The sequence below is a fragment of the Sandarakinorhabdus sp. DWP1-3-1 genome (assembly GCF_049896705.1).
Classification (GTDB): domain Bacteria; phylum Pseudomonadota; class Alphaproteobacteria; order Sphingomonadales; family Sphingomonadaceae; genus Sandarakinorhabdus.
Genome location: NZ_JAFCUV010000001.1, coordinates 1,309,632 through 1,326,559, shown reverse-complemented (window position 1 = coordinate 1,326,559; position 16,928 = coordinate 1,309,632). Strand labels below are relative to the sequence as shown.

At 68.3% G+C, this 16,928-nt stretch carries 23 protein-coding genes; 12 read left to right on the top strand and 11 right to left on the bottom strand.

The genetic code is table 11. The features are described 5' to 3' along the window. Positions 1-34: 34 nt before the first annotated feature. Positions 35-352, top strand: a complete 318-nt coding sequence (locus ACP7AI_RS06470) for a hypothetical protein (RefSeq protein WP_426165321.1) — start codon at positions 35-37, stop codon at positions 350-352. 6 nt (positions 353-358) lie between these two features. Here the strand turns inward: ACP7AI_RS06470 and ACP7AI_RS06465 are convergent, their stop codons facing one another. Next, the gene (locus ACP7AI_RS06465) at positions 359-1,051 is read right to left on the bottom strand and encodes a peptidylprolyl isomerase (protein WP_426165319.1); all 693 of its coding nucleotides are present in this window, start codon (positions 1,049-1,051) and stop codon (positions 359-361) included. 191 nt (positions 1,052-1,242) lie between these two features. Between ACP7AI_RS06465 and ACP7AI_RS06460 the strand changes: the two genes are divergently transcribed. The 10 genes from ACP7AI_RS06460 (at position 1,243) to ACP7AI_RS06415 (ending at position 8,379) form a co-directional block, all read left to right on the top strand. Further along, the gene (locus ACP7AI_RS06460) at positions 1,243-1,524 is read left to right on the top strand and encodes an AtpZ/AtpI family protein (protein WP_426165317.1); all 282 of its coding nucleotides are present in this window, start codon (positions 1,243-1,245) and stop codon (positions 1,522-1,524) included. Positions 1,525-1,531: 7 nt separating this feature from the next. Next, a complete protein-coding gene (locus ACP7AI_RS06455) occupies positions 1,532-2,281 on the top strand; it encodes a F0F1 ATP synthase subunit A (protein ID WP_426165315.1) in 750 nt (249 codons plus the stop codon). A gap of 69 nt (positions 2,282-2,350) precedes the next feature. After that, positions 2,351-2,575: a F0F1 ATP synthase subunit C gene (locus tag ACP7AI_RS06450; RefSeq protein WP_397425371.1), complete on the top strand. Its 225-nt coding sequence runs from the start codon at positions 2,351-2,353 to the stop codon at positions 2,573-2,575. A gap of 9 nt (positions 2,576-2,584) precedes the next feature. Next, complete coding sequence (locus tag ACP7AI_RS06445) at positions 2,585-3,064, top strand: hypothetical protein (protein ID WP_426165312.1); 480 nt, start codon at positions 2,585-2,587, stop codon at positions 3,062-3,064. A 7-nt stretch (positions 3,065-3,071) separates the two neighbouring features. Next, the gene (locus ACP7AI_RS06440; protein ID WP_426165310.1) at positions 3,072-3,674 is read left to right on the top strand and encodes a hypothetical protein; all 603 of its coding nucleotides are present in this window, start codon (positions 3,072-3,074) and stop codon (positions 3,672-3,674) included. 141 nt (positions 3,675-3,815) lie between these two features. Continuing rightward, on the top strand, positions 3,816-5,351 hold the full coding sequence (locus ACP7AI_RS06435; RefSeq protein ID WP_426165308.1) for an N-acyl-D-amino-acid deacylase family protein: 1,536 nt from the start codon (positions 3,816-3,818) through the stop codon (positions 5,349-5,351). A 118-nt stretch (positions 5,352-5,469) separates the two neighbouring features. Next, entirely contained in the window at positions 5,470-5,982 is a 513-nt protein-coding gene (locus tag ACP7AI_RS06430; RefSeq protein WP_426165306.1) for a GNAT family N-acetyltransferase, read from the top strand. 62 nt (positions 5,983-6,044) lie between these two features. Then, positions 6,045-6,617 (top strand): DUF1285 domain-containing protein, encoded by a 573-nt coding sequence (locus ACP7AI_RS06425; protein ID WP_426165304.1) that lies wholly within the window; start codon positions 6,045-6,047, stop codon positions 6,615-6,617. Further along, the gene (locus ACP7AI_RS06420; RefSeq protein ID WP_426165302.1) at positions 6,614-7,207 is read left to right on the top strand and encodes a CoA pyrophosphatase; all 594 of its coding nucleotides are present in this window, start codon (positions 6,614-6,616) and stop codon (positions 7,205-7,207) included. The genes ACP7AI_RS06425 and ACP7AI_RS06420 overlap by 4 nt, the downstream gene beginning before the upstream one ends. Beyond that, positions 7,204-8,379 (top strand): CCA tRNA nucleotidyltransferase, encoded by a 1,176-nt coding sequence (locus tag ACP7AI_RS06415; protein WP_426165300.1) that lies wholly within the window; start codon positions 7,204-7,206, stop codon positions 8,377-8,379. The genes ACP7AI_RS06420 and ACP7AI_RS06415 overlap by 4 nt, the downstream gene beginning before the upstream one ends. Before the next feature lie 148 nt (positions 8,380-8,527). Here the strand turns inward: ACP7AI_RS06415 and ACP7AI_RS06410 are convergent, their stop codons facing one another. From ACP7AI_RS06410 to recO, 7 genes are all read right to left on the bottom strand, one after another. Then, positions 8,528-8,716 (bottom strand): toxin-antitoxin system HicB family antitoxin, encoded by a 189-nt coding sequence (locus ACP7AI_RS06410; RefSeq protein ID WP_426165298.1) that lies wholly within the window; start codon positions 8,714-8,716, stop codon positions 8,528-8,530. 1 nt (position 8,717) lies between these two features. Beyond that, on the bottom strand, positions 8,718-9,608 hold the full coding sequence (locus tag ACP7AI_RS06405; protein ID WP_426165296.1) for an SPFH domain-containing protein: 891 nt from the start codon (positions 9,606-9,608) through the stop codon (positions 8,718-8,720). Between the two features lie 60 nt (positions 9,609-9,668). After that, positions 9,669-9,980 (bottom strand): hypothetical protein, encoded by a 312-nt coding sequence (locus ACP7AI_RS06400; RefSeq protein ID WP_426165294.1) that lies wholly within the window; start codon positions 9,978-9,980, stop codon positions 9,669-9,671. A gap of 15 nt (positions 9,981-9,995) precedes the next feature. Further along, the gene (locus tag ACP7AI_RS06395; protein ID WP_426165292.1) at positions 9,996-10,133 is read right to left on the bottom strand and encodes a hypothetical protein; all 138 of its coding nucleotides are present in this window, start codon (positions 10,131-10,133) and stop codon (positions 9,996-9,998) included. 58 nt (positions 10,134-10,191) lie between these two features. Further along, a complete protein-coding gene (locus tag ACP7AI_RS06390) occupies positions 10,192-10,689 on the bottom strand; it encodes a GNAT family N-acetyltransferase (protein WP_426165290.1) in 498 nt (165 codons plus the stop codon). A gap of 1 nt (position 10,690) precedes the next feature. Next, positions 10,691-12,937: a DNA topoisomerase IV subunit A gene (gene parC / locus ACP7AI_RS06385; protein ID WP_426165288.1), complete on the bottom strand. Its 2,247-nt coding sequence runs from the start codon at positions 12,935-12,937 to the stop codon at positions 10,691-10,693. Positions 12,938-13,009: 72 nt separating this feature from the next. After that, on the bottom strand, positions 13,010-13,726 hold the full coding sequence (gene recO / locus ACP7AI_RS06380; RefSeq protein WP_426165286.1) for a DNA repair protein RecO: 717 nt from the start codon (positions 13,724-13,726) through the stop codon (positions 13,010-13,012). 197 nt (positions 13,727-13,923) lie between these two features. Between recO and ACP7AI_RS06375 the strand changes: the two genes are divergently transcribed. After that, positions 13,924-14,502, top strand: a complete 579-nt coding sequence (locus tag ACP7AI_RS06375) for a hypothetical protein (RefSeq protein WP_426165284.1) — start codon at positions 13,924-13,926, stop codon at positions 14,500-14,502. 3 nt (positions 14,503-14,505) lie between these two features. Here ACP7AI_RS06375 and era read toward each other — a convergent pair whose 3' ends face one another. Genes era through lepB form a run of 3 tightly spaced genes read right to left on the bottom strand, consistent with a single transcriptional unit; the run spans position 14,506 to position 16,903 of the window. Continuing rightward, positions 14,506-15,411, bottom strand: a complete 906-nt coding sequence (gene era, locus ACP7AI_RS06370) for a GTPase Era (protein ID WP_426165282.1) — start codon at positions 15,409-15,411, stop codon at positions 14,506-14,508. Further along, complete coding sequence (gene rnc, locus ACP7AI_RS06365; protein WP_426165280.1) at positions 15,408-16,088, bottom strand: ribonuclease III; 681 nt, start codon at positions 16,086-16,088, stop codon at positions 15,408-15,410. The genes era and rnc overlap by 4 nt, the downstream gene beginning before the upstream one ends. Continuing rightward, positions 16,085-16,903 (bottom strand): signal peptidase I, encoded by an 819-nt coding sequence (lepB, locus tag ACP7AI_RS06360; protein WP_426165278.1) that lies wholly within the window; start codon positions 16,901-16,903, stop codon positions 16,085-16,087. Before lepB ends, rnc begins: the two co-directional genes overlap by 4 nt. Between the last annotated feature and the right edge of the window lie 25 nt (positions 16,904-16,928).

The following is a 16,928-nucleotide window of genomic DNA, read 5'->3' as shown; positions in this document are numbered from 1 at the left end:
AACCGTTTCGCAACCATCGGGACGGAGAACCACCATGCAACGCACGCTCTTCAAGATCGCCGCCGCCGGCGCGCTGGCGCTCGGCCTGTCGGCCTGCGCCGACAACTACAACCGCGGCTATGGCCGGGTCGGTTACAACGCCGGCTATGATCGCTATTACGGCGATCCGCTCGGCTATCGCGCCGTGCCCTATGGCTATGCCGGATCGAACTTCGGCTGGTCGGGGCGCTATTACTACCCGGGCACCGGCAATTTCGTCTTCGATCGCGCCGGCCGCCAGCGCCAGTGGTCGCGCGGCCAGCAGCGCTATTGGCAGAACCGTCTGCGCCAGCAGCAGCGCCGCCGGCGCTGACCTTCGCTACTTGCCGCGCCGCGCCGTCGTCACCACGACCGGCGCGGCGATCATCTGGCCCTTCATCGCGCCTTCGCCCGCCGTCGGTGACGTCGGCGCATCGATGATCTTGCGGACGACGTCCATCCCTTCGACGACGCGCCCGAACACCGCATAACCGGCGTCCTTGTCACTGGCATCTAGGGTGTGGAGGTCACCGATGATGATGAAGAAGTCGCCCTGGGCCGAGCCGGGGGCGCCGCGCGCCATCGAGATCGCGCCGTCGGTATGGCTGAGACCGGTTTTCGCCGTCGATTCATGCGCGATCGGCGGCAACACCTTGTCCGACCGGCCGCGCACGCCGAACTGCACCAGGCCGAGCGGCGTCGGATAGGGGAACTTCAGCTCCCGGTAGAAACTGCTGCCGTCGAGACGTTTCTGGTCGACATATTTCAGGAAGTTGGCGGTGGTGACCGGCGCCTTGTCACGGTTGAGCTCGATGGTGATCGGGCCGCCGCGGGTCTGCAGGACCACGCGCGGCCCGGTGGGTTGCGGCAGCGGAGCAGGCACGGGCGCCGGCACCGGCCCCGGCGGCGGGGCGGGGAACGGCGTGGCGACGGGTGCGGGCGTTTCGGGCGGTGTCGGCGGCACCGGCGGCGGCGCCTGCGCCAGGGCAGCGGTGGCGAGGGACAGGGTCAGCAGCGCGGCGCGGATCATCATGGCCGCAGCATATCCGGATTCCGACATTTGATAAGGCTTTGCGGCTCTGGTGCAGTGCACAAGAGTTGACAGCACGGCCCCCCATGGATAGACGCCCGCCAAGCCTTGACGGCAGCGCTGTCAGGGGTCGGCGGCCGTTGCAGAGGCTTTTGCGACAGCCGCTTCATAGTTCACACAGGATTCCACCTGCCTTGGCCGACAACAGCCCCGACGATGATGCGCTGGCGCGCCGCATTGCCGCGGCGCGCGATGCCGAAGCGTCGAAGCGTGACGGTTCGAAGCGCGAGGAAAGCCAGGGCTGGTCGATCGCGCTCGAGTTCGTGGGTGCGATGCTGGTCGGTGGTCTGATCGGCTGGTTCATCGACCGGCAGGCCGGCACCGGACCCTGGGGCCTGATCATATTGTTGCTGCTGGGCTTTGCCACCGGGCTTCGGTCGGTGATGCGCCAGCAGAAAAAGTTCGACGGGGAATAGACGCGCAATGGCCAACCCGATGGAGCAGTTTTCGATCGAACGGATCGTGCCCCTCGCCGTGGCCGGGGAGGACGTGTCCTTCACCAACTCGTCGCTGTGGATGCTGATCGCGATGCTCGTCGTCGCGGCGTTCCTCTACATCGGCACGGCTAAGCCGCAGCTGGTGCCCGGCCGCGCCCAGGCCGCCGTCGAATATCTCTATGATTTCATACGCGACATGCTGCGCGAGAATGTCGGCCGCGAGGGCCTGAAATACGCGCCGCTGATCTTTGCGCTGTTCATCTTCGTGCTGGCCTGCAACCTGCTCGGCCTCATCCCCTTCATCGGCGCCTTCACGCCGACCAGCCATATCGCCGTCACCTTCGGCCTGGCGATGATCGTCTTCGTGCTGGTGCTGATCGTCGGCTTCGCCAAGCACGGCCTGCATTTCTTCTCGCTGTTCCTGCCGGAAGGCACGCCGGTCTTCGTGTTGCCGCTGGTCGCCGCGATCGAGTTCCTGTCGTTCCTGTCGCGGCCCTTCACCCTCGCCATCCGGTTGTTCGCCAATATGACGGCGGGCCATGTGCTGTTGAAGGTGTTCGGCGGTTTCGTCGTGGCACTCGGCTCGTTCGAGGCGCTGCCCATCGTCCTCGGCATCGTGCCGCTGGCGGTCAACGTCGCGCTGACGGCGCTCGAACTGCTGATCGCCGTCGTCCAGGCCTATGTCTTCGCCCTGCTGGCGTCCATCTATCTCAACGACGCAGTGAACCTCCACTAAGGTTCGCCAACACCTAATCATCTTCGCCAAGTCACTAAAAAACAAACAGAATTCACGAGAGGAAGAATAATGGATATCGCTGCTGCCAAGCTGATCGGTGCTGGTCTTGCCGCCATGGGTGCGGGCTTTGCCGCCATCGGCGTCGGTCTCATCTTCGGCATGTTCCTGTCGGGCGCGCTGCGCAATCCGGCCGCTGCCGACAAGCTCGGCGCTCGCCTGATCTTCGGCTTTGCCGTGACCGAGGCGCTCGGCCTGATCGCGGCCGTCGTCGCGCTCGCGCTCGCCTTCGGCTAAGCCAGACCCGTGCCGCAGTTCCTGCCTGCCAATTTCCTGCCACAGCTGGTGTGGCTCGCCGTGATCTTCGCGGTGCTTTACTTCGCGGTGATCCGCCCGACCTTGCCAAAGGTCGGCCGGGTCATCGACGAACGCGAGGGCCGGGTGGCAGGCGACCTGGATGCGGCCGAATCGGCCAAGACCGAGGCGGACAGCATCCGTCTGCGGTACGACGAGGGCATGGACGCGGCCCGCAAGGCCGCCCAGGCCCAGGTCGCCAGCGCGCATGAGGAGGCCGCACGGGCCACCGAGGCGCGCATGAAGGACCTGGCGGCGGTGCTCGACGGCAAGGCGGCCGAGGCTGCAACCCGGCTGGAAACGGCCCGGGACGCGGCGCGCGCTACCCTAGCCACGACGACCGCCGACCTGACCGCCGAGGCGGTGACCCGGTTGACCGGGCTCCAGCTGCCGAAGGCGGATATCGAAGCCGCGCTCGCGGCCCAGAACTGAGGCGATGATGGCCGAACCCGTTACCAACGCCGAGATCGCCGGGGCCCCGGTCGAGACCCCGGTCCAGACCCACGCCGGCACCGAAGTCGCCGGCGGCGAGCACCATGCCGAGGCGACGCTGCTCGGCCAGGGCGCCGAATTCTGGGTCTATGTCTCGATGGCGATCTTTTTCGCCGCCGCCATCATTTTCGGCAAGCTGCCGCAGCGCATCACCGGAGCGCTCGACAGCCGCATCGCCGGCGTCAAGCGCCAGCTCGATGAAGCCAAGGCGGTTCGTGCCGAGGCCGAGGCGCTGCTCGCCGATGCCAACCGCCGTCGCGACGCCGCCACCAAGGACGCCGAGGCGATCGTCGCCCGCGCCCGTGCCGAAGCCGCCGAACTGGTCGCCGAAAGCCAGAAGGCCGCCGCGCTGACCATCGAGCGCCGGACCGCCGCCGCCGAAGCCAAGATTGCCGCCGCCGAGCGTGCCGCCGAGGCCGACCTGCGCGCCGATGTCGCCCGCCGCGTCACCGCCGCCGCGACCGCGCTGATCACTGCCCGCGCCGATACGGCGCTGCAGTCGAAGCTGACCGACGACGCCATTGCCGGGCTGGAACGCCGCCTGCACTAGAGGCCTCCGGCGGCCGGAGCCCTGGCCCCGGACCCCATTCGGTATCCTCGTCCTCTGCGCGAGGTATATTGCCCTTGCCTGGTGGGGTCTGTCCTACACGCGTGTGATCCGCTAGCACCGTCGGCCACGGGGGTGCACGCCATGCGGAAATTGCTCGGGTTGCTGCTGTCGCTGCTGGCGCTCGCCCCGTGCGGCGCCGCCACCATCATCACCAACGCCAGCATCATCGATGGCACCGGCGCCCCGGCGCGGCCCGGCAACGTTCGCATCGATGGCGACCGCATCACCGCCGTCGGAACGTTCGCGCCCGCCCCCGGCGACACCATCGTCGATGCCCATGGCCTGACGCTGGCGCCCGGCTTCATCGATTCCCACAGCCACCACGACCGCGGCGATTTTGCCCAGCGCAGCATGGCGCCGCTGATCGCACAGGGCGTCACCACCATCGTGATCGGTGCCGACGGCTTCAGCGACGGCACGATCGCCGATCGCGCCAGGCGCTATGCGGCAGCGCCGGCGAGCGTCAACGTCGCCAGCCACAGCGGCCACGGGTCGTTGCGGTCCAAGGTCATGGGCAAGGATTTCAAGCGGTCGGCAACGCCGGCCGAGGTCAAGGCGATGCAGGACCTGCTCGCCGCCGACATGCGCGCCGGCTCGCTCGGCCTGTCGACCGGCCTCGAATATGATCCGGCGATCTATTCGGACAAGGCCGAGGTGCTGGCGCTGGCGCAGACCGCCGCCGGCTTTGGCGGGCGCTACATCAGCCACATGCGCAGCGAAGATGTCCGTCTCGACGATGCCATCGACGAACTGCTCGAGATCGGCCGGGTGACGCGCATGCCGGTGCAGATTTCGCACTTCAAGATCGCCATCGTCGATCGCTGGGGCCAGGCGAAGGCGCTGCTGGCCAAGCTCGACAAGGCGCGCCTCGCCGGTATCGATGTCACCGCCGATGTCTATCCTTACGAATACTGGCAATCGACGCTGTCGGTGCTGATGCCCGGCCGCGATTTCCGGGATCGCGAGGCGGCGGTGTTCGCGCTGACCAAGCTGAGCACGCCCGAGGGCATGCTGATCGGCAATTATGCGCCCGAACCGGCATTGGCAGGGCGGACGATCGCCCAGGTCGCCGCGGCGCGAAAGGCCGATCCCTATGACACCTATCTGGCGCTGATCCGCGACGCGGAAGCATTTGCGGCGGCACACCCGGACGCGACGGATGTCGAAAGCGTCATCGGCACCTCGATGGCGCCCGCCGATGTCGCCGATTTCATCGCCTGGCCGCACAGCAACATCTGTTCCGATGGCCTGATGCAGGGCCGGCACCCGCGCAACGCCGGGTCGTTCGCCAAGGTGCTGCGCCTGTACGTCCGCGAGCAGCAGCGGTTGACGCTGGTGGAGGCGGTGCACAAGATGACCGGCCTGTCGGCGGCGCACATGGGCCTTGCGGACCGCGGCGTGATCCGACCCGGCGCCATGGCCGACCTGGTGCTGTTCGACCCGGCGACGATCAGCGATCATGCCGATGTCACGCGGCCGGGTGCGTTGGCGACGGGCGTTGATCGGGTGTGGGTCAATGGTGTGGCGGTGCTGGCGGACGGCAAGCCCAGCGGCGCCTATCCGGGCCGGTTCCTGCTGCGGCCGGCGGCGTTTATTGCGCCACGGCCAGCGCCATGATACTGGCTCGGCCGTGATGACGATATTCTTTCCGATGAGCCGATGAGGCTGATACCCGCGGCACCGATCGGGTGCCCGGGCGTTTCCCCCGTTCGCTGCTCACGGAAAGTCTGCCACATTGATCGAGATCGTCACCGCCCAGGCCGCCGACCTGCCTGAAATCGAATCGCTGCTCGATGCGCGTTTCGGCCCGGCGCGCCGCAACCGCACTGCCTATCGCCTGCGTGAGGGCGTCACCGCCGACGCGGCGTTGTCCTTCGTGGCGCGCGACGGCGACCGGCTGGTCGGATCGGTGCAATGCTGGCCGCTGCAGTTGCGGAGTGTCGCCGGCGCCATCCTGCCGCTGACCCTGCTTGGCCCCGTCGCCTGTGCTGCCGACCGGCAGGGGGAGGGGATCGCCACCCGATTGATGCAGGCGGCGCTAAGGGCGGTCGATGCCGCCGCGCGGGCGCCGGTGCTGCTGATCGGCGACGCGCCGTTTTATGGTCGCTTCGGCTTTTCGGCGGCGGCCACTGCGGGCTGGATGCTGCCCGGCCCGGTCGATCGCGACCGGCTGCTGTTGCGTGGGCTCGCCGATGCGCTGCCGGCGGTGGCCTGGGTAGAGCCGGCCGGCGTTCGACGCGCCGCCTGATCCGACCCGCTGAGCCAATACGCGCGGTTCCAACCGGGCGGTCGGCGCGTTAAGACGGGATGATGACCGGACCCGAAACCAATCCCACCGATTCTGCCGGCCGCACGCCGGCGCAACTGGCGGCGCTGATCGGCAAGGACAAGCTGCCGCCGGTGCACCTGTGGCACCCGACGCATTGCGGCCCGTCGCACATGCGCATCGCCGCCGATGGCACCTGGTTCCACGAGGGCTCGCCGATCGGCCGCAAGGAACTGGTCAAGCTGTTCTCGACGATTCTGCGGCGCGAGCCCGATGGCAGCCATGTGCTGGTGACGCCGGTCGAAAAGCTCGACATCGAGATCGAGGATGCGCCGTTCGTCGCCGTCGAGGCGGTGACGGAGGGTGAAGGGCGCGAACGCCGCATCATCTTCCGCCTCAACACCGACGACCTGGTCGCGGCTGGCCCCGGGAACCTGCTGCGCGTCGACACGGCGCCCGACGGTACGCCGCGGCCCTATCTCCATGTCCGCGGCGGACTGGAGGCGCTGGTCAACCGCCCGGTGTTCTACCAGCTCGCCGACCTGGCGCTGGCGGAATCGGCCGATGCGCCCGGCCTGTGGAGCGACGGCGCGTTCTTCCCCTTCATGCCGGCATGACCATCGACCGGTTGCGGGGGGCCCTGCTGGCGGGGACCAGCAGCGGCCCGGCGTGGCATGGCGACGGCCATATGTCGGGGGACCTGCCCGATCCGGACCGGCTGCTGATGCCGGCGGCGGTGCTGATCGCGATCAGCGACGAGGCCGAGCCTCAGCTGCTGCTGACGCGGCGGCCGACGACGATGACGCGCCATCCGGGCCAGATCGCCTTTCCCGGCGGCCGCGTCGATCCTGGTGACGACGGCCCGATCAGTGCGGCGCTGCGCGAAGCGGAGGAGGAGGTGGCGCTCGACCGTCGCCTCGTCGACGTGCTGGGCACGCTCGACCCTTATGAGACCGGCACAGGCTTTTCGATCCTGCCCGTCGTCGCCGCGGTGCCGCCGGGCCTGGTGCTGACCCCGCACGAACGCGAGGTGGCGGAGGTGTTCCATGTCCCCTTCGGCCATGTCATGGACCCCGCCAACCACGAGGTGCGCAGCGGCGAATGGCAGGGGCGGGAGCGCAAATTCTATGTGATCCGCCATGGGACGCGCGAAATCTGGGGTGCCACCGCCGGCATCCTGGTCAACCTGTCGCGGCGGCTGGCATGACCGCCGGCTGGCATGAGACGCCGGGCGGCGCGGCGTTGCTGGACGCGCTGGCGGCCCGGCAGGGCGACACCCGCGCCGTCGGCGGCATGGTGCGCGACGGCCTGCTCGGCCTGCCGATCCGCGACATCGACCTGGCGACACGCTTTCCGCCGGCCGAGGTCATCCGGCGCCTGACGGCGGCCGGGCTCAAGGCCATTCCGACCGGCATCGCCCATGGCACGATCACCGCGGTCGCACCCGACCTGGTCGCCGAGGTGACGACGCTGCGCCGCGATGTCACCACCGACGGCCGCCACGCCACCGTCGCCTTTACCGACGATTGGCAACAGGATGCCAGCCGGCGCGATTTTACCATCAATGCGCTGTACGCGGCCCTCCCCGACGGGCCGATCACCGATTTCTTCGGCGGCATCGACGACCTGCGCGCCCGGCGCGTGCGCTTCATCGGCGATCCGCTGCAGCGCATTGCCGAGGACCATCTCCGCATCCTGCGCTTCTTTCGCTTTTCGGCGCGTTTCGCCGGCGTCGTCGATGCCCACGGGTTGGCGGCCTGCACGGCCCGCGCCAATGACCTGATGGCGCTGTCGCGAGAGCGCGTGGCGAACGAATTGCGCGGGCTGCTGGGGGCCGCCGACCCGTGCCCGACGGTGGCATTGATGCTCGATCACGGCATATGGGCGCCGATCGTGCCCGAGATCGCTGCGGGCCGCGTGCCGATCCTGGCGCGCACGGTGGCGGCCGAGGCGACGTCGGGTATCGGCGGCGACTGGCGGCGCCGGCTGGCCGCCCTGCTGCCGCCCGACCCGGCGATCGCCGATGCGGTGGCGGCACGGCTGCGGCTGTCGAATGCCGACAAGCAGCGGATGCGGCTGGCGGCGGTGCCGCTGGGTGAGGGCGCGCTGCTGGCGGCCGCATGGCGTGACGGCGCGCCTGCGATCATCGACCGGTTGCTGATTGCCGGCGAAGGCGGGCCGGATGTCGCCATGCTGCGTGACTGGCAGCGGCCGCGACTGCCGGTTGGCGGACGCGACCTGCTGGCGCGCGGCCTGGCACCCGGGCCGGGCGTGGCAGCGCGGCTGGCGGATTTCGAACGATCATGGGTCGCTGCGGGTTTTCCGGACGATCCGGCGACGGTCACGGCCCTGCTCGACCGTGCCGTCGCCGCCGCCTGAGGTCTTATCCACCTGACCCCCTGTCGGTTGAGGCGCGGCGGACCTGAGGCTGACCGATGCCGTTTCTTGCCGATCATTGAATACGTCAACGTCGGCGAAGTTCCATAGCGTACGGATCGCGACGAATTTGCGCCGAACCGGGCATGGATCACGCCTTGGGACGGCCTCGTTTCGGGGCCGGCGACATCGGCACCTTGACGCCGCGCCGCGCCAGCGCCTCGCGCAGCAGCACCGCGACCTCGGCATTGACGCTGCGCAGGTCGGCGGCTGCCGCGCGCTCGACGGCTTCGAGCAGCGCCGGGTCGATGCGCAGGGCAAAGGGTCGCGGGCTGGTCACGTCACTGATAGAGCGTTCCGGTGTTGAGCACGGGCTGGGTGTCGCGTTCGCCGCACAGCACCACCATCAGGTTCGATACCATCGCCGCGCGGCGCTCGTCGTCGAGCTCCACGACCTTCTTCTCGCTCAGCAGCGCCAGCGCCATCTCGACCATGCCGACGGCGCCGGCGACCAGCGTCTCGCGCGCCGCGACGACCGCCGCGGCCTGCTGCCGCCGCAGCATCGCGCCGGCGATTTCGGGCGCATAGGCGAGATGGGTGAAGCCGCATTCGTCGACGGTGATGCCGGCGACGGTCAGCCGCGCCATCAGCTCGGCGCGCAATTCGCCGCCGATGCGGTCGTGGTCGCCGCGCAGCGTCACCTCCTTGTGCTCGAAATCGTCATAGGGGTAGCGCGCGCCGATGGTGCGGACGGCGACCTCGATCTGCGCCGCGACAAAGACCAGGTAATCGTCGACATCGAACAGCGCCTGCGCCGAATCGGTGACACGCCAGACGACCTGGGCGGCAATCTCGATCGGGTTGCCGCGCTGGTCGTTGACCTTGATGGTCTGGGAGATGAGGTTGTGGGCGCGCAGCGAAATCTTGCGCTTGCCCATCCACGGCCAGGTCCAGCGCAGGCCGGGCGTGCGGTCGCTGCCGCGATAGGCGCCGAACAGGGTGATGGCGGCGGCCTCGTTGGGCTGGATCTTGTAGAAACCGAGCAGCAGGAACATCGAGACCAGGATGCCGGCGAACAGCACCGGCAGGATCGAGATATCGCCGGCGGCCAGCAGCAGCACCGCCGCGCCCTCCGCGACGACGACGAAGGCCAGCAGCGCCAGCATGACGAAGCCGTTGCTGCCGCCGCCGGGGATTTCCCGGCTGACCTGGTGAGTGGTGGTGTCGGACATGCTGTCTCCCGTAATCATGATATCATCATTATATCATGACGGAGGTGTATTCAAGGGTCGTCAGTCGCGGCTGTCGCTGGAGTCGCTGTCATTGGAACCGCTGTCGCCGGAATCGCTCCAGTCGCCGCTGGCGCCGCCACCACCGAAATCGCCGCCACCGGCCTCCAGCCGGTCATCCGGCGCCGAGCGGTCATCGGGCAGCGCGCCGCCGTGCCAGTGGCCGTCGGGCGTCTCGCCATGGATGATGCCGTCGCTGTCGTCGCGCTCGCGGCGCAGCAGGGGCGGCGCTTCGCGTCGGCGCGTTGTGCCCGGCCGTGGCACCAGCACCAGGATGAACAGCAGCAGCGAAAGCGCGATGATGCCGATGATCACCGGCGGTGAACTGGGTCAGGCGGCCGGCGGCTCGTCGTCGCCGGGCGGCCGTTTCGGCTTGAAGATGCCCGCCGGATCCCGATAGGCGACATAGGCCAGCCAGCCGAGGAAGGCGAAGACCAGCAGGACGAATCCGAAGACATAGGGGGCCATGGTGCAAGGTTAACGCGCCCCGCCGTGGTTGGCGAGACCCGGTAGCGCGCTGCACCGGTCAGCTGCGGCGAAATGGCAGGGTCATGGTGATTTCATCGACGTAGACCCCGTCGATCCGCAGCGCGCGCGCTTCATAGCCGGTGGGGATGAAGCCGGCCCGGCGATAGGTGGCGATCGCCGCGTCATTGTAGGTGCCGACGCCAAGCACGAGTTCTTCGACCCGGTCGCGTGCCGCGTCGATCACGGCTGCCACCAGCCGGCCGCCGAGCCCCTGGCCGCGCGCTTCGGCGCGGACAAAGACGCCCCACAACAGGCCCTTGTGCCGCTTGTACGCTCCCTTCGGGACCGCCAGCCCGGCAACCCCCAGCAGGCGGTCGCCATCGTCGGCAGCAAAGACCGTGGAGTCGCCCAGCCGCGCCGCGAACCAGTCGAGATCGTGCTGCGCCTCGTCGGCCAGCGCCGCCGAAAAGGCGCGCGGATCGGCGGCGAGGCCGGCCAGCCGGATGTCGCGGAACGCCGCGGCGTCGGCGGGCGTCAGCAGCCGCAGCGGCACCATGTCAGAACTTGTTGTCGCGCGGGAATCCGGTCGGCGGCAGGCGCCCGGCGCTGCCGCGAATGCCCTTCCAGAAGGTCAGGTCGCTTTCCGTGCGGGTGCGCGCGGTGGTGCCGCCCATCGCCCAGCTCAAGCCTTCGGCCATCACGAAGCTGCGGGCATCGGCGAGCCCGCCGTCCTTGTAGCGTTGCAGCGTGACGCCCTGGCCGCGCCCCATGACCGGCAGTTCGGCAAGGTCGAAGACCAGCAGCTTGCGATTGTCACCGATCACCGCGACCATGTCGTGGCCGGTCGGGATGGTACGCACGACCGACAGCTTCGCGCCAGCCTTCAGATTGACGACCTGGCGGCCCTTGCGCGTCTCGGCGAGCACATCGGCCGCCTCCACGACAAAGCCGCGGCCGTCGCTGGCGGCAAGCAGCAGCCGGGCATCGGGCCAGGCCACCGAAAGCGCGACGATCTCGGTGCCTTCGCCCAGATCGATCATCAGCCGCAGCGGTTCGCCGAAGCCGCGCCCACCGGGCAGCTTGTCGGGGCTCAAGGTGTAGAATCGCCCGTCGCTGGCGGCGACCATGATCTTGTCGGTGGTGTGGGCGTGGAAGGCGAACGCCGGGCCATCGCCTTCCTTGAACTTGATGGCGTCGCCGGCGGCGAGGTCGATATGGCCCTTCATCGCCCGCACCCAGCCCTTTTGCGACGCGATGATGGTCAGCGGCTCCTTGTCGATCATCTCCTCGAGGGTGATCAGCTTGACGTTCGGCGCCGCCTCGATGGTGGTGCGGCGCATGCCGAGCTCGGTCGCCGGGTCGTAGAGCGCCCGGATCTCGCCAAGTTCCTTTTGCAATCGCGCCGTCTGTTCGGCGGGGCTGGTGATAAGGCCGCGCAGGCCCTTGGCCTCCAGCGTCAGCGAGCCATTCTCCTTGGTAATCTCGAACTCCTCGAGCTTGCGCAAGGATCGCAGCCGCATGTTGAGGATTGCCTCGGCCTGCGTCTCGCTGAGGTCGAAGGCGGCGATCAGGCCTTTCTTGGCGTCGTCCTCCTCGCGGATGATGCGGATGACCTCGTCGAGGTTGAGATAGGCCTTGAGCAGCCCGCCGAGGATTTCCAACCGCGCATCGATCTTGCCGAGCCGATATTGCGAGCGCGCCACCAGCACGACGCGCTGGTGGACAAGCCATTTGGCGATGACCGATTTCAGCGACAGCACGCCCGGCCGGCCATGGTCGAGGACGTTCATGTTGAGTGGGATGCGGACCTCGAGATCGGTCAGCTTGAACAGGCTTTCCATCAGCACGGCGGGGTCGACGTTGCGCGACCGCGGCTCGATGACGATGCGGACCTTTTCATCCGATTCATCGTCGATATCGCCCAGGATCGGCAGCTTCTTTTCGTTGACCAGTTCGGCCAGCGCCTCGATCAGCTTGCCCTTGACGACCTGATAGGGGATTTCCTCGACGACGATGCGCCACATGCCCTGGCCCAGGTCCTCGCGGCGCCAGCGCGCGCGCAGCCGGAAGCTGCCGCGGCCGGTGGCATAGCTTTCGGCGATGCTGGCGGCGGGTTCGACGCAGATGCCGCCGGTGGGGAAATCCGGACCCTTCACCCATACCATCAGGTCGGCATCGGTCAGGTCGCCGTTTTCCAGCAGCGCCATCGCGGCATCGAGCACCTCGGCGGCGTTGTGCGGCGGGATGCTGGTCGCCATGCCGACGGCGATGCCCGACGACCCGTTGGCGAGCAGATTGGGGAACATGCCCGGGAAAACCTCGGGCTCTTCCTCCTCGCCATTGTAGGTCGGGCGGAAATCGACGCTGGCTTCGTCGAGACCGTCCATCAGCAGCGTCGCTGCCCTCGTCAGCCGCGCCTCGGTATAGCGCATGGCGGCGGCGTTATCGCCGTCGATGTTGCCGAAATTGCCCTGGCCGTCGATCAGCGGGTAGCGCAGCGAGAATTCCTGGCTCAGCCGGACCAGCGCGTCGTAGATCGACTGGTCGCCGTGCGGGTGATATTTGCCCATCACGTCGCCGACGACGCGCGCCGACTTCTTGTAACCGGAACCCGGATCGAGCCGCAGCAGCCGCATGCCCCACAGGATGCGGCGGTGCACCGGCTTCAGCCCGTCGCGCAGGTCGGGCAGCGACCGGGCGGTGATCGTCGACAGCGCATAGACGAGATAACGATCGCCCAGCGCGGTATCGAACGGGGTGTCGAGGATGCGGTCTTCTGGGGGTTCAGCGGTGGTTGTGGGCATGCAACGGGGATAGCGCGGCGGCGGAGGAAGGTCCACCGGCTCCCCCTGACTTTCAGGGCGGGGAGACGGGGGTCAGCCGACCCTGGCGGCCAGCCGCTGTCGGGTCTCCAGCATGTCGCGGCCGCGGCCGGTGATGACGTCGCGCTCGAGGAAATGGCCGGTGAGCGTGAAGCCGGCGCGGACGCCATCGGCATCGACGGCGCCGCCGATCAGGAAGGCCGGCAGCGGCAGCAGCTTGCCGGCATAGGGTCGCCCGGCGCCGCGCGACACGGCCTGGCTCGATCGCGGCGAAACATAGGCGAGGTCGGTGGTGGCGCCGGTTGCGGCGCAGGCTGTCAGGTCGAGACCGAAGCCGAGTTCGGCGAGCAGCAGCAATTCGTAGCGCACGACATTCTCGCCCAGTGCCAGCGCCCCGGCGCCGGCGGCGATCGCCTCCACCACGGCATCGAGCGCCTGGAACAGCGCCGGATGCGGGTCGTCCTCGGCGAGTGCGGTCGCGGTCAATGCGGTCAGCCATTCGAGCGCCAGCAGCGCAGGCCCGGTGGTGGCGAGCGCGGCACGGGCGCGGGTCAATTCGACAGTGGCGGCGGCCAGCTGGGTGTCGACACGGGCACGCAGCGACAGGGCGACGACATTGCCGGGCTGCAGGACGGGCCGAAACCGGCTCGAACGGCCACCGCGGACGTAGCCGGCGACGAGGCCGTTGGCGGGGGTGAGGAAGCGCACGACGGCACCATGCTCGCCATGAGGCAGCAGGCTGAGAACGATGGCGGAGGTGTCGAGATGCACCGTGCCGATATAGAGGGATAGAGGCGGGGGACAAATGACCGTCCGATGCGGGTCACCGAGATATCGTTTCCGGTCAGCAGCACGCGCTTTGCGGTGGCGGCGATCCACTCTTCGTCACGCCAGCATAAATCTAACGTTAACCCATTGACGTTACCGGAAGTATTAGTTTGTAGCGGGGCGTGACAATGAACAGCAGCATGGCCAGGTCACTGGCGTTTCTTGCGTTGGTCTGGGCATCGAGCGCCGCTGCCGTCGTCGATAATCCCGGCATCGGCAGACTTGGCAACATCGACCTGTCCGACCCGGTCGGAGACCAGGAGCCGACGCCGGGACACTGGGACGGAACATCGAACAACGCCGTGGCGAGCGGGCCAACGTCCTTTCGCGGCAGCGACCATTCCGCTGTCGTCGCAAAGTTCCGGTTCGCGTCCGCGAGCAAGGCCGCTGCGGTCAGTCACGACGCCAGCCGATTGGTGCGGGACCCTCATCTCGCGAAGGCCGAGCGGCCGGGTGTCCGGCTCGCCGTATTTGGCACCGCGGGAGCCGTCCTGCTCGCAATCGTCGTCTTTCTGATGTCGAGGCCGCAGCTGGTCGCCAAGCCGGCGCGCGCGCGCGAAGACCAGGCAATACGGTCCGAAATGATGCGCACCGGTACCGCAACTTTCGTGCCGTCATCGACGGAGATCAGCCCGCGCTATCGGGTCCACCCGACGTTCGGCCTTGGCGAATACGCCGATCCGGACCTGTCCGACAGCGCCCCGATCGCCGCGGCATAAGGTTCAATCCACCCAGTCGAGCCCCGAATCGCGGTACACGGCGCGGTCTTCGCTCCAGTCTTCCTTGACCTTGACGTGCAGGAACAGGTGGACCTTCTTGCCGGTCAGCTCGCCGATGCCGGCGCGGGCCAGCGTGCCGATCTCCTTCAGCCGCGAACCGCCCTTGCCGAGCACGATGGCGCGCTGGGTGTCGCGCTCGACGAGGATCTGCTGGTGGATGGCGATGCTGCCGTCGCGGCGCTCCTCCCATTTCTCGGTCTCGACGGCGCTGGCATAGGGCAGTTCGGCATGGAGCTGGTTGTAGATCTGCTCGCGGGTGATCTCCGCCGCCATCAGCCGGGTGGTGGCATCGGTCAACTGGTCTTCCGGGAAATGCCACGGCCCTTCCGGCATCGCCGCGGCGAAGGCGGTCTTCAGCTCGGCAACACCATCCCCGGTGCCGGCCGAGACGAAATAGGTATCGGCGAACTGCGCAAAGGCATTGGCATGGGCGGCGAGTTCGAGCAGGCGCGTCTTGGCCGTGATGTCGACCTTGTTGAGCACCAGCAGCTTGGGCTCGGGCCGATTGGCCAGGCTTTCGAGGATCGCCGTCGCATCGTCGCGAAAGCCGGTCTTGGCATCGACGACAAAGGCGATCAGGTCGGCCCCCTCCGCGCCTTCCCAGGCAGCGCGGACCATGGCGCGATCGAGGCGGCGGCGCGGCGCGAAGATGCCCGGCGTGTCGATCAGCAGCAGCTGCGTCGCGCCGTCGGTGGCGATGCCGATCAGCCGGGTGCGCGTCGTCTGCACCTTGGCCGACACGATGGCGACCTTCTGCCCGACGAGCGCATTGACGAGCGTCGACTTGCCGGCGTTCGGCGCGCCGACGATGGCGACGGAACCGCAGCGGGTTTGGGGGGCATCACTCATTTCGGTACTTTCAACAGCAAGGCTTCGGCGGCGGCCTTTTCGGCCTCCTGTTTGTTGGCGCCGGCGCCGCGCGCCGGCAGTTCGCCGCGCACCTGCACCTCGATGGTGAAGCGCGGCGCATGGTCGGGGCCGGTGCGATCGACAACGGCATAGATCGGCATGCCGCGGCGGCGCTTCAACGCCCATTCCTGCAGCCGCGACTTCGGGTCGGCGAGCAACCGCGGCCCGGCTTCGAGCAGCCGCGCCCATTCGCGGCGCACAAAGGCATCGGCGATGGCCCAGCCGCCATCGATGAACAGCGCCGCGACCAGCGCCTCGGCCACGTCGCCGAGGACATTGTCGCCCTGGTGCAGCCCCTTGGCCCGCGCGCTCGGCTCCATGATCAGCATGTCGGGAACGCCCAGCGCGCGCGCCACCTCGGCATTGGCGGGGCCCTCGACAAGGGCGTGCAGCCGCGCCGTCAGCTTGCCTTCCGCCTCGTCATGGGCGCCGTAAAGCCAGGCGGCGATCGCGCAGCCGAGCACACGATCGCCGAGGAATTCCAGCCGCTGATAGCTGTTGGCGCCCTGGCCCATGCTGTTGTGGGTCAGCGCGCGGCGGACGAGGCCGATATCGGCGAAGTCATGGCCCAGCCGGGCCAGGGCCCAGGCGCGCAGTTCGGGCTCGCTGTGGCTCAAAGAGCTTGCCCGATGCGATCGCCGCGCAGTTGCAACCCGGCGCCCGGTTCCACCGAAAAGAAGATGCGGTCGGCGCGGCCGATGATGTTGCCGGTGGGCACCAGGCCGACCCCGCCCTCCGCGACGCTGAAGCGGCTGTCGGCCGAATCGTCGCGATTGTCGCCGAGCACGAAGACATGGCCCGCCGGCACCACGATCGGTGCCGTGGTGTCGCGGACATCATTGGCGATCTGGTCGAGGACGGCAAAGCGCCGGCCACCGGGCAGCGTCTCCGCAAACGCCGGATAACGGCAGATCGCGCGGCCGGCGGCATCGCGGGTGCGGAAATCGGGCCGGCCGGGACCGGAATCGCAGCCTTCGCCGGCAGGCAGGGTGAAATCCGCCATGCGCCGGCGCGGTACCGGCCGGCCGTTCAGCACGACCTGGCCATCGGCCATCGCCACCCGGTCGCCCGGGAGCCCGATCACCCGCTTGATATAGTCGGTGCGGTTGTCGCGGGGTGTCTTGAACACGATGATGTCGCCGCGCGCCGGCAGGGTGTCGCCGATGCGGCCTTCGAAAAGCGGCAGGCCGAGCGGGAAAGAATAGCGGCCATAGCCATAGGGCCATTTGGCGACGAACAGATAATCACCGATCATCAGCCGCGGCAGCATCGATTCCGACGGGATGTTGAACGGTTCATAGGCAAAGATGCGCAGGCCCAGCGCGATCAGCGCGGCGGTTGCCAACAGACGCACGAAACTGCCCACCGCCGCCTTCTGGCGGTCGTTGCGCGCGACATGGCGGGCACGGATTTCGGACAGCTGCGGCGACATGGCTGTGGCCTGACGCCGGCGGCGC

Coding starts and splice junctions, on each gene's coding strand:
- ACP7AI_RS06435 (WP_426165308.1), top strand. CDS start 3,816: ATGCGGAAATTGCTCGGGTTGCTGCTGTCGCTGCTGGCGCTCGCCCCG.
- era (WP_426165282.1), bottom strand. CDS start 15,411: ATGAGTGATGCCCCCCAAACCCGCTGCGGTTCCGTCGCCATCGTCGGC.
- parC (WP_426165288.1), bottom strand. CDS start 12,937: ATGCCCACAACCACCGCTGAACCCCCAGAAGACCGCATCCTCGACACC.
- ACP7AI_RS06465 (WP_426165319.1), bottom strand. CDS start 1,051: ATGATGATCCGCGCCGCGCTGCTGACCCTGTCCCTCGCCACCGCTGCC.
- lepB (WP_426165278.1), bottom strand. CDS start 16,903: ATGTCGCCGCAGCTGTCCGAAATCCGTGCCCGCCATGTCGCGCGCAAC.
- ACP7AI_RS06455 (WP_426165315.1), top strand. CDS start 1,532: ATGGCCAACCCGATGGAGCAGTTTTCGATCGAACGGATCGTGCCCCTC.
- ACP7AI_RS06375 (WP_426165284.1), top strand. CDS start 13,924: ATGGCCAGGTCACTGGCGTTTCTTGCGTTGGTCTGGGCATCGAGCGCC.
- ACP7AI_RS06415 (WP_426165300.1), top strand. CDS start 7,204: ATGACCGCCGGCTGGCATGAGACGCCGGGCGGCGCGGCGTTGCTGGAC.
- ACP7AI_RS06390 (WP_426165290.1), bottom strand. CDS start 10,689: ATGGTGCCGCTGCGGCTGCTGACGCCCGCCGACGCCGCGGCGTTCCGC.
- ACP7AI_RS06450 (WP_397425371.1), top strand. CDS start 2,351: ATGGATATCGCTGCTGCCAAGCTGATCGGTGCTGGTCTTGCCGCCATG.
- ACP7AI_RS06440 (WP_426165310.1), top strand. CDS start 3,072: ATGGCCGAACCCGTTACCAACGCCGAGATCGCCGGGGCCCCGGTCGAG.
- ACP7AI_RS06420 (WP_426165302.1), top strand. CDS start 6,614: ATGACCATCGACCGGTTGCGGGGGGCCCTGCTGGCGGGGACCAGCAGC.
- ACP7AI_RS06470 (WP_426165321.1), top strand. CDS start 35: ATGCAACGCACGCTCTTCAAGATCGCCGCCGCCGGCGCGCTGGCGCTC.
- ACP7AI_RS06425 (WP_426165304.1), top strand. CDS start 6,045: ATGACCGGACCCGAAACCAATCCCACCGATTCTGCCGGCCGCACGCCG.
- ACP7AI_RS06395 (WP_426165292.1), bottom strand. CDS start 10,133: ATGGCCCCCTATGTCTTCGGATTCGTCCTGCTGGTCTTCGCCTTCCTC.
- ACP7AI_RS06405 (WP_426165296.1), bottom strand. CDS start 9,608: ATGTCCGACACCACCACTCACCAGGTCAGCCGGGAAATCCCCGGCGGC.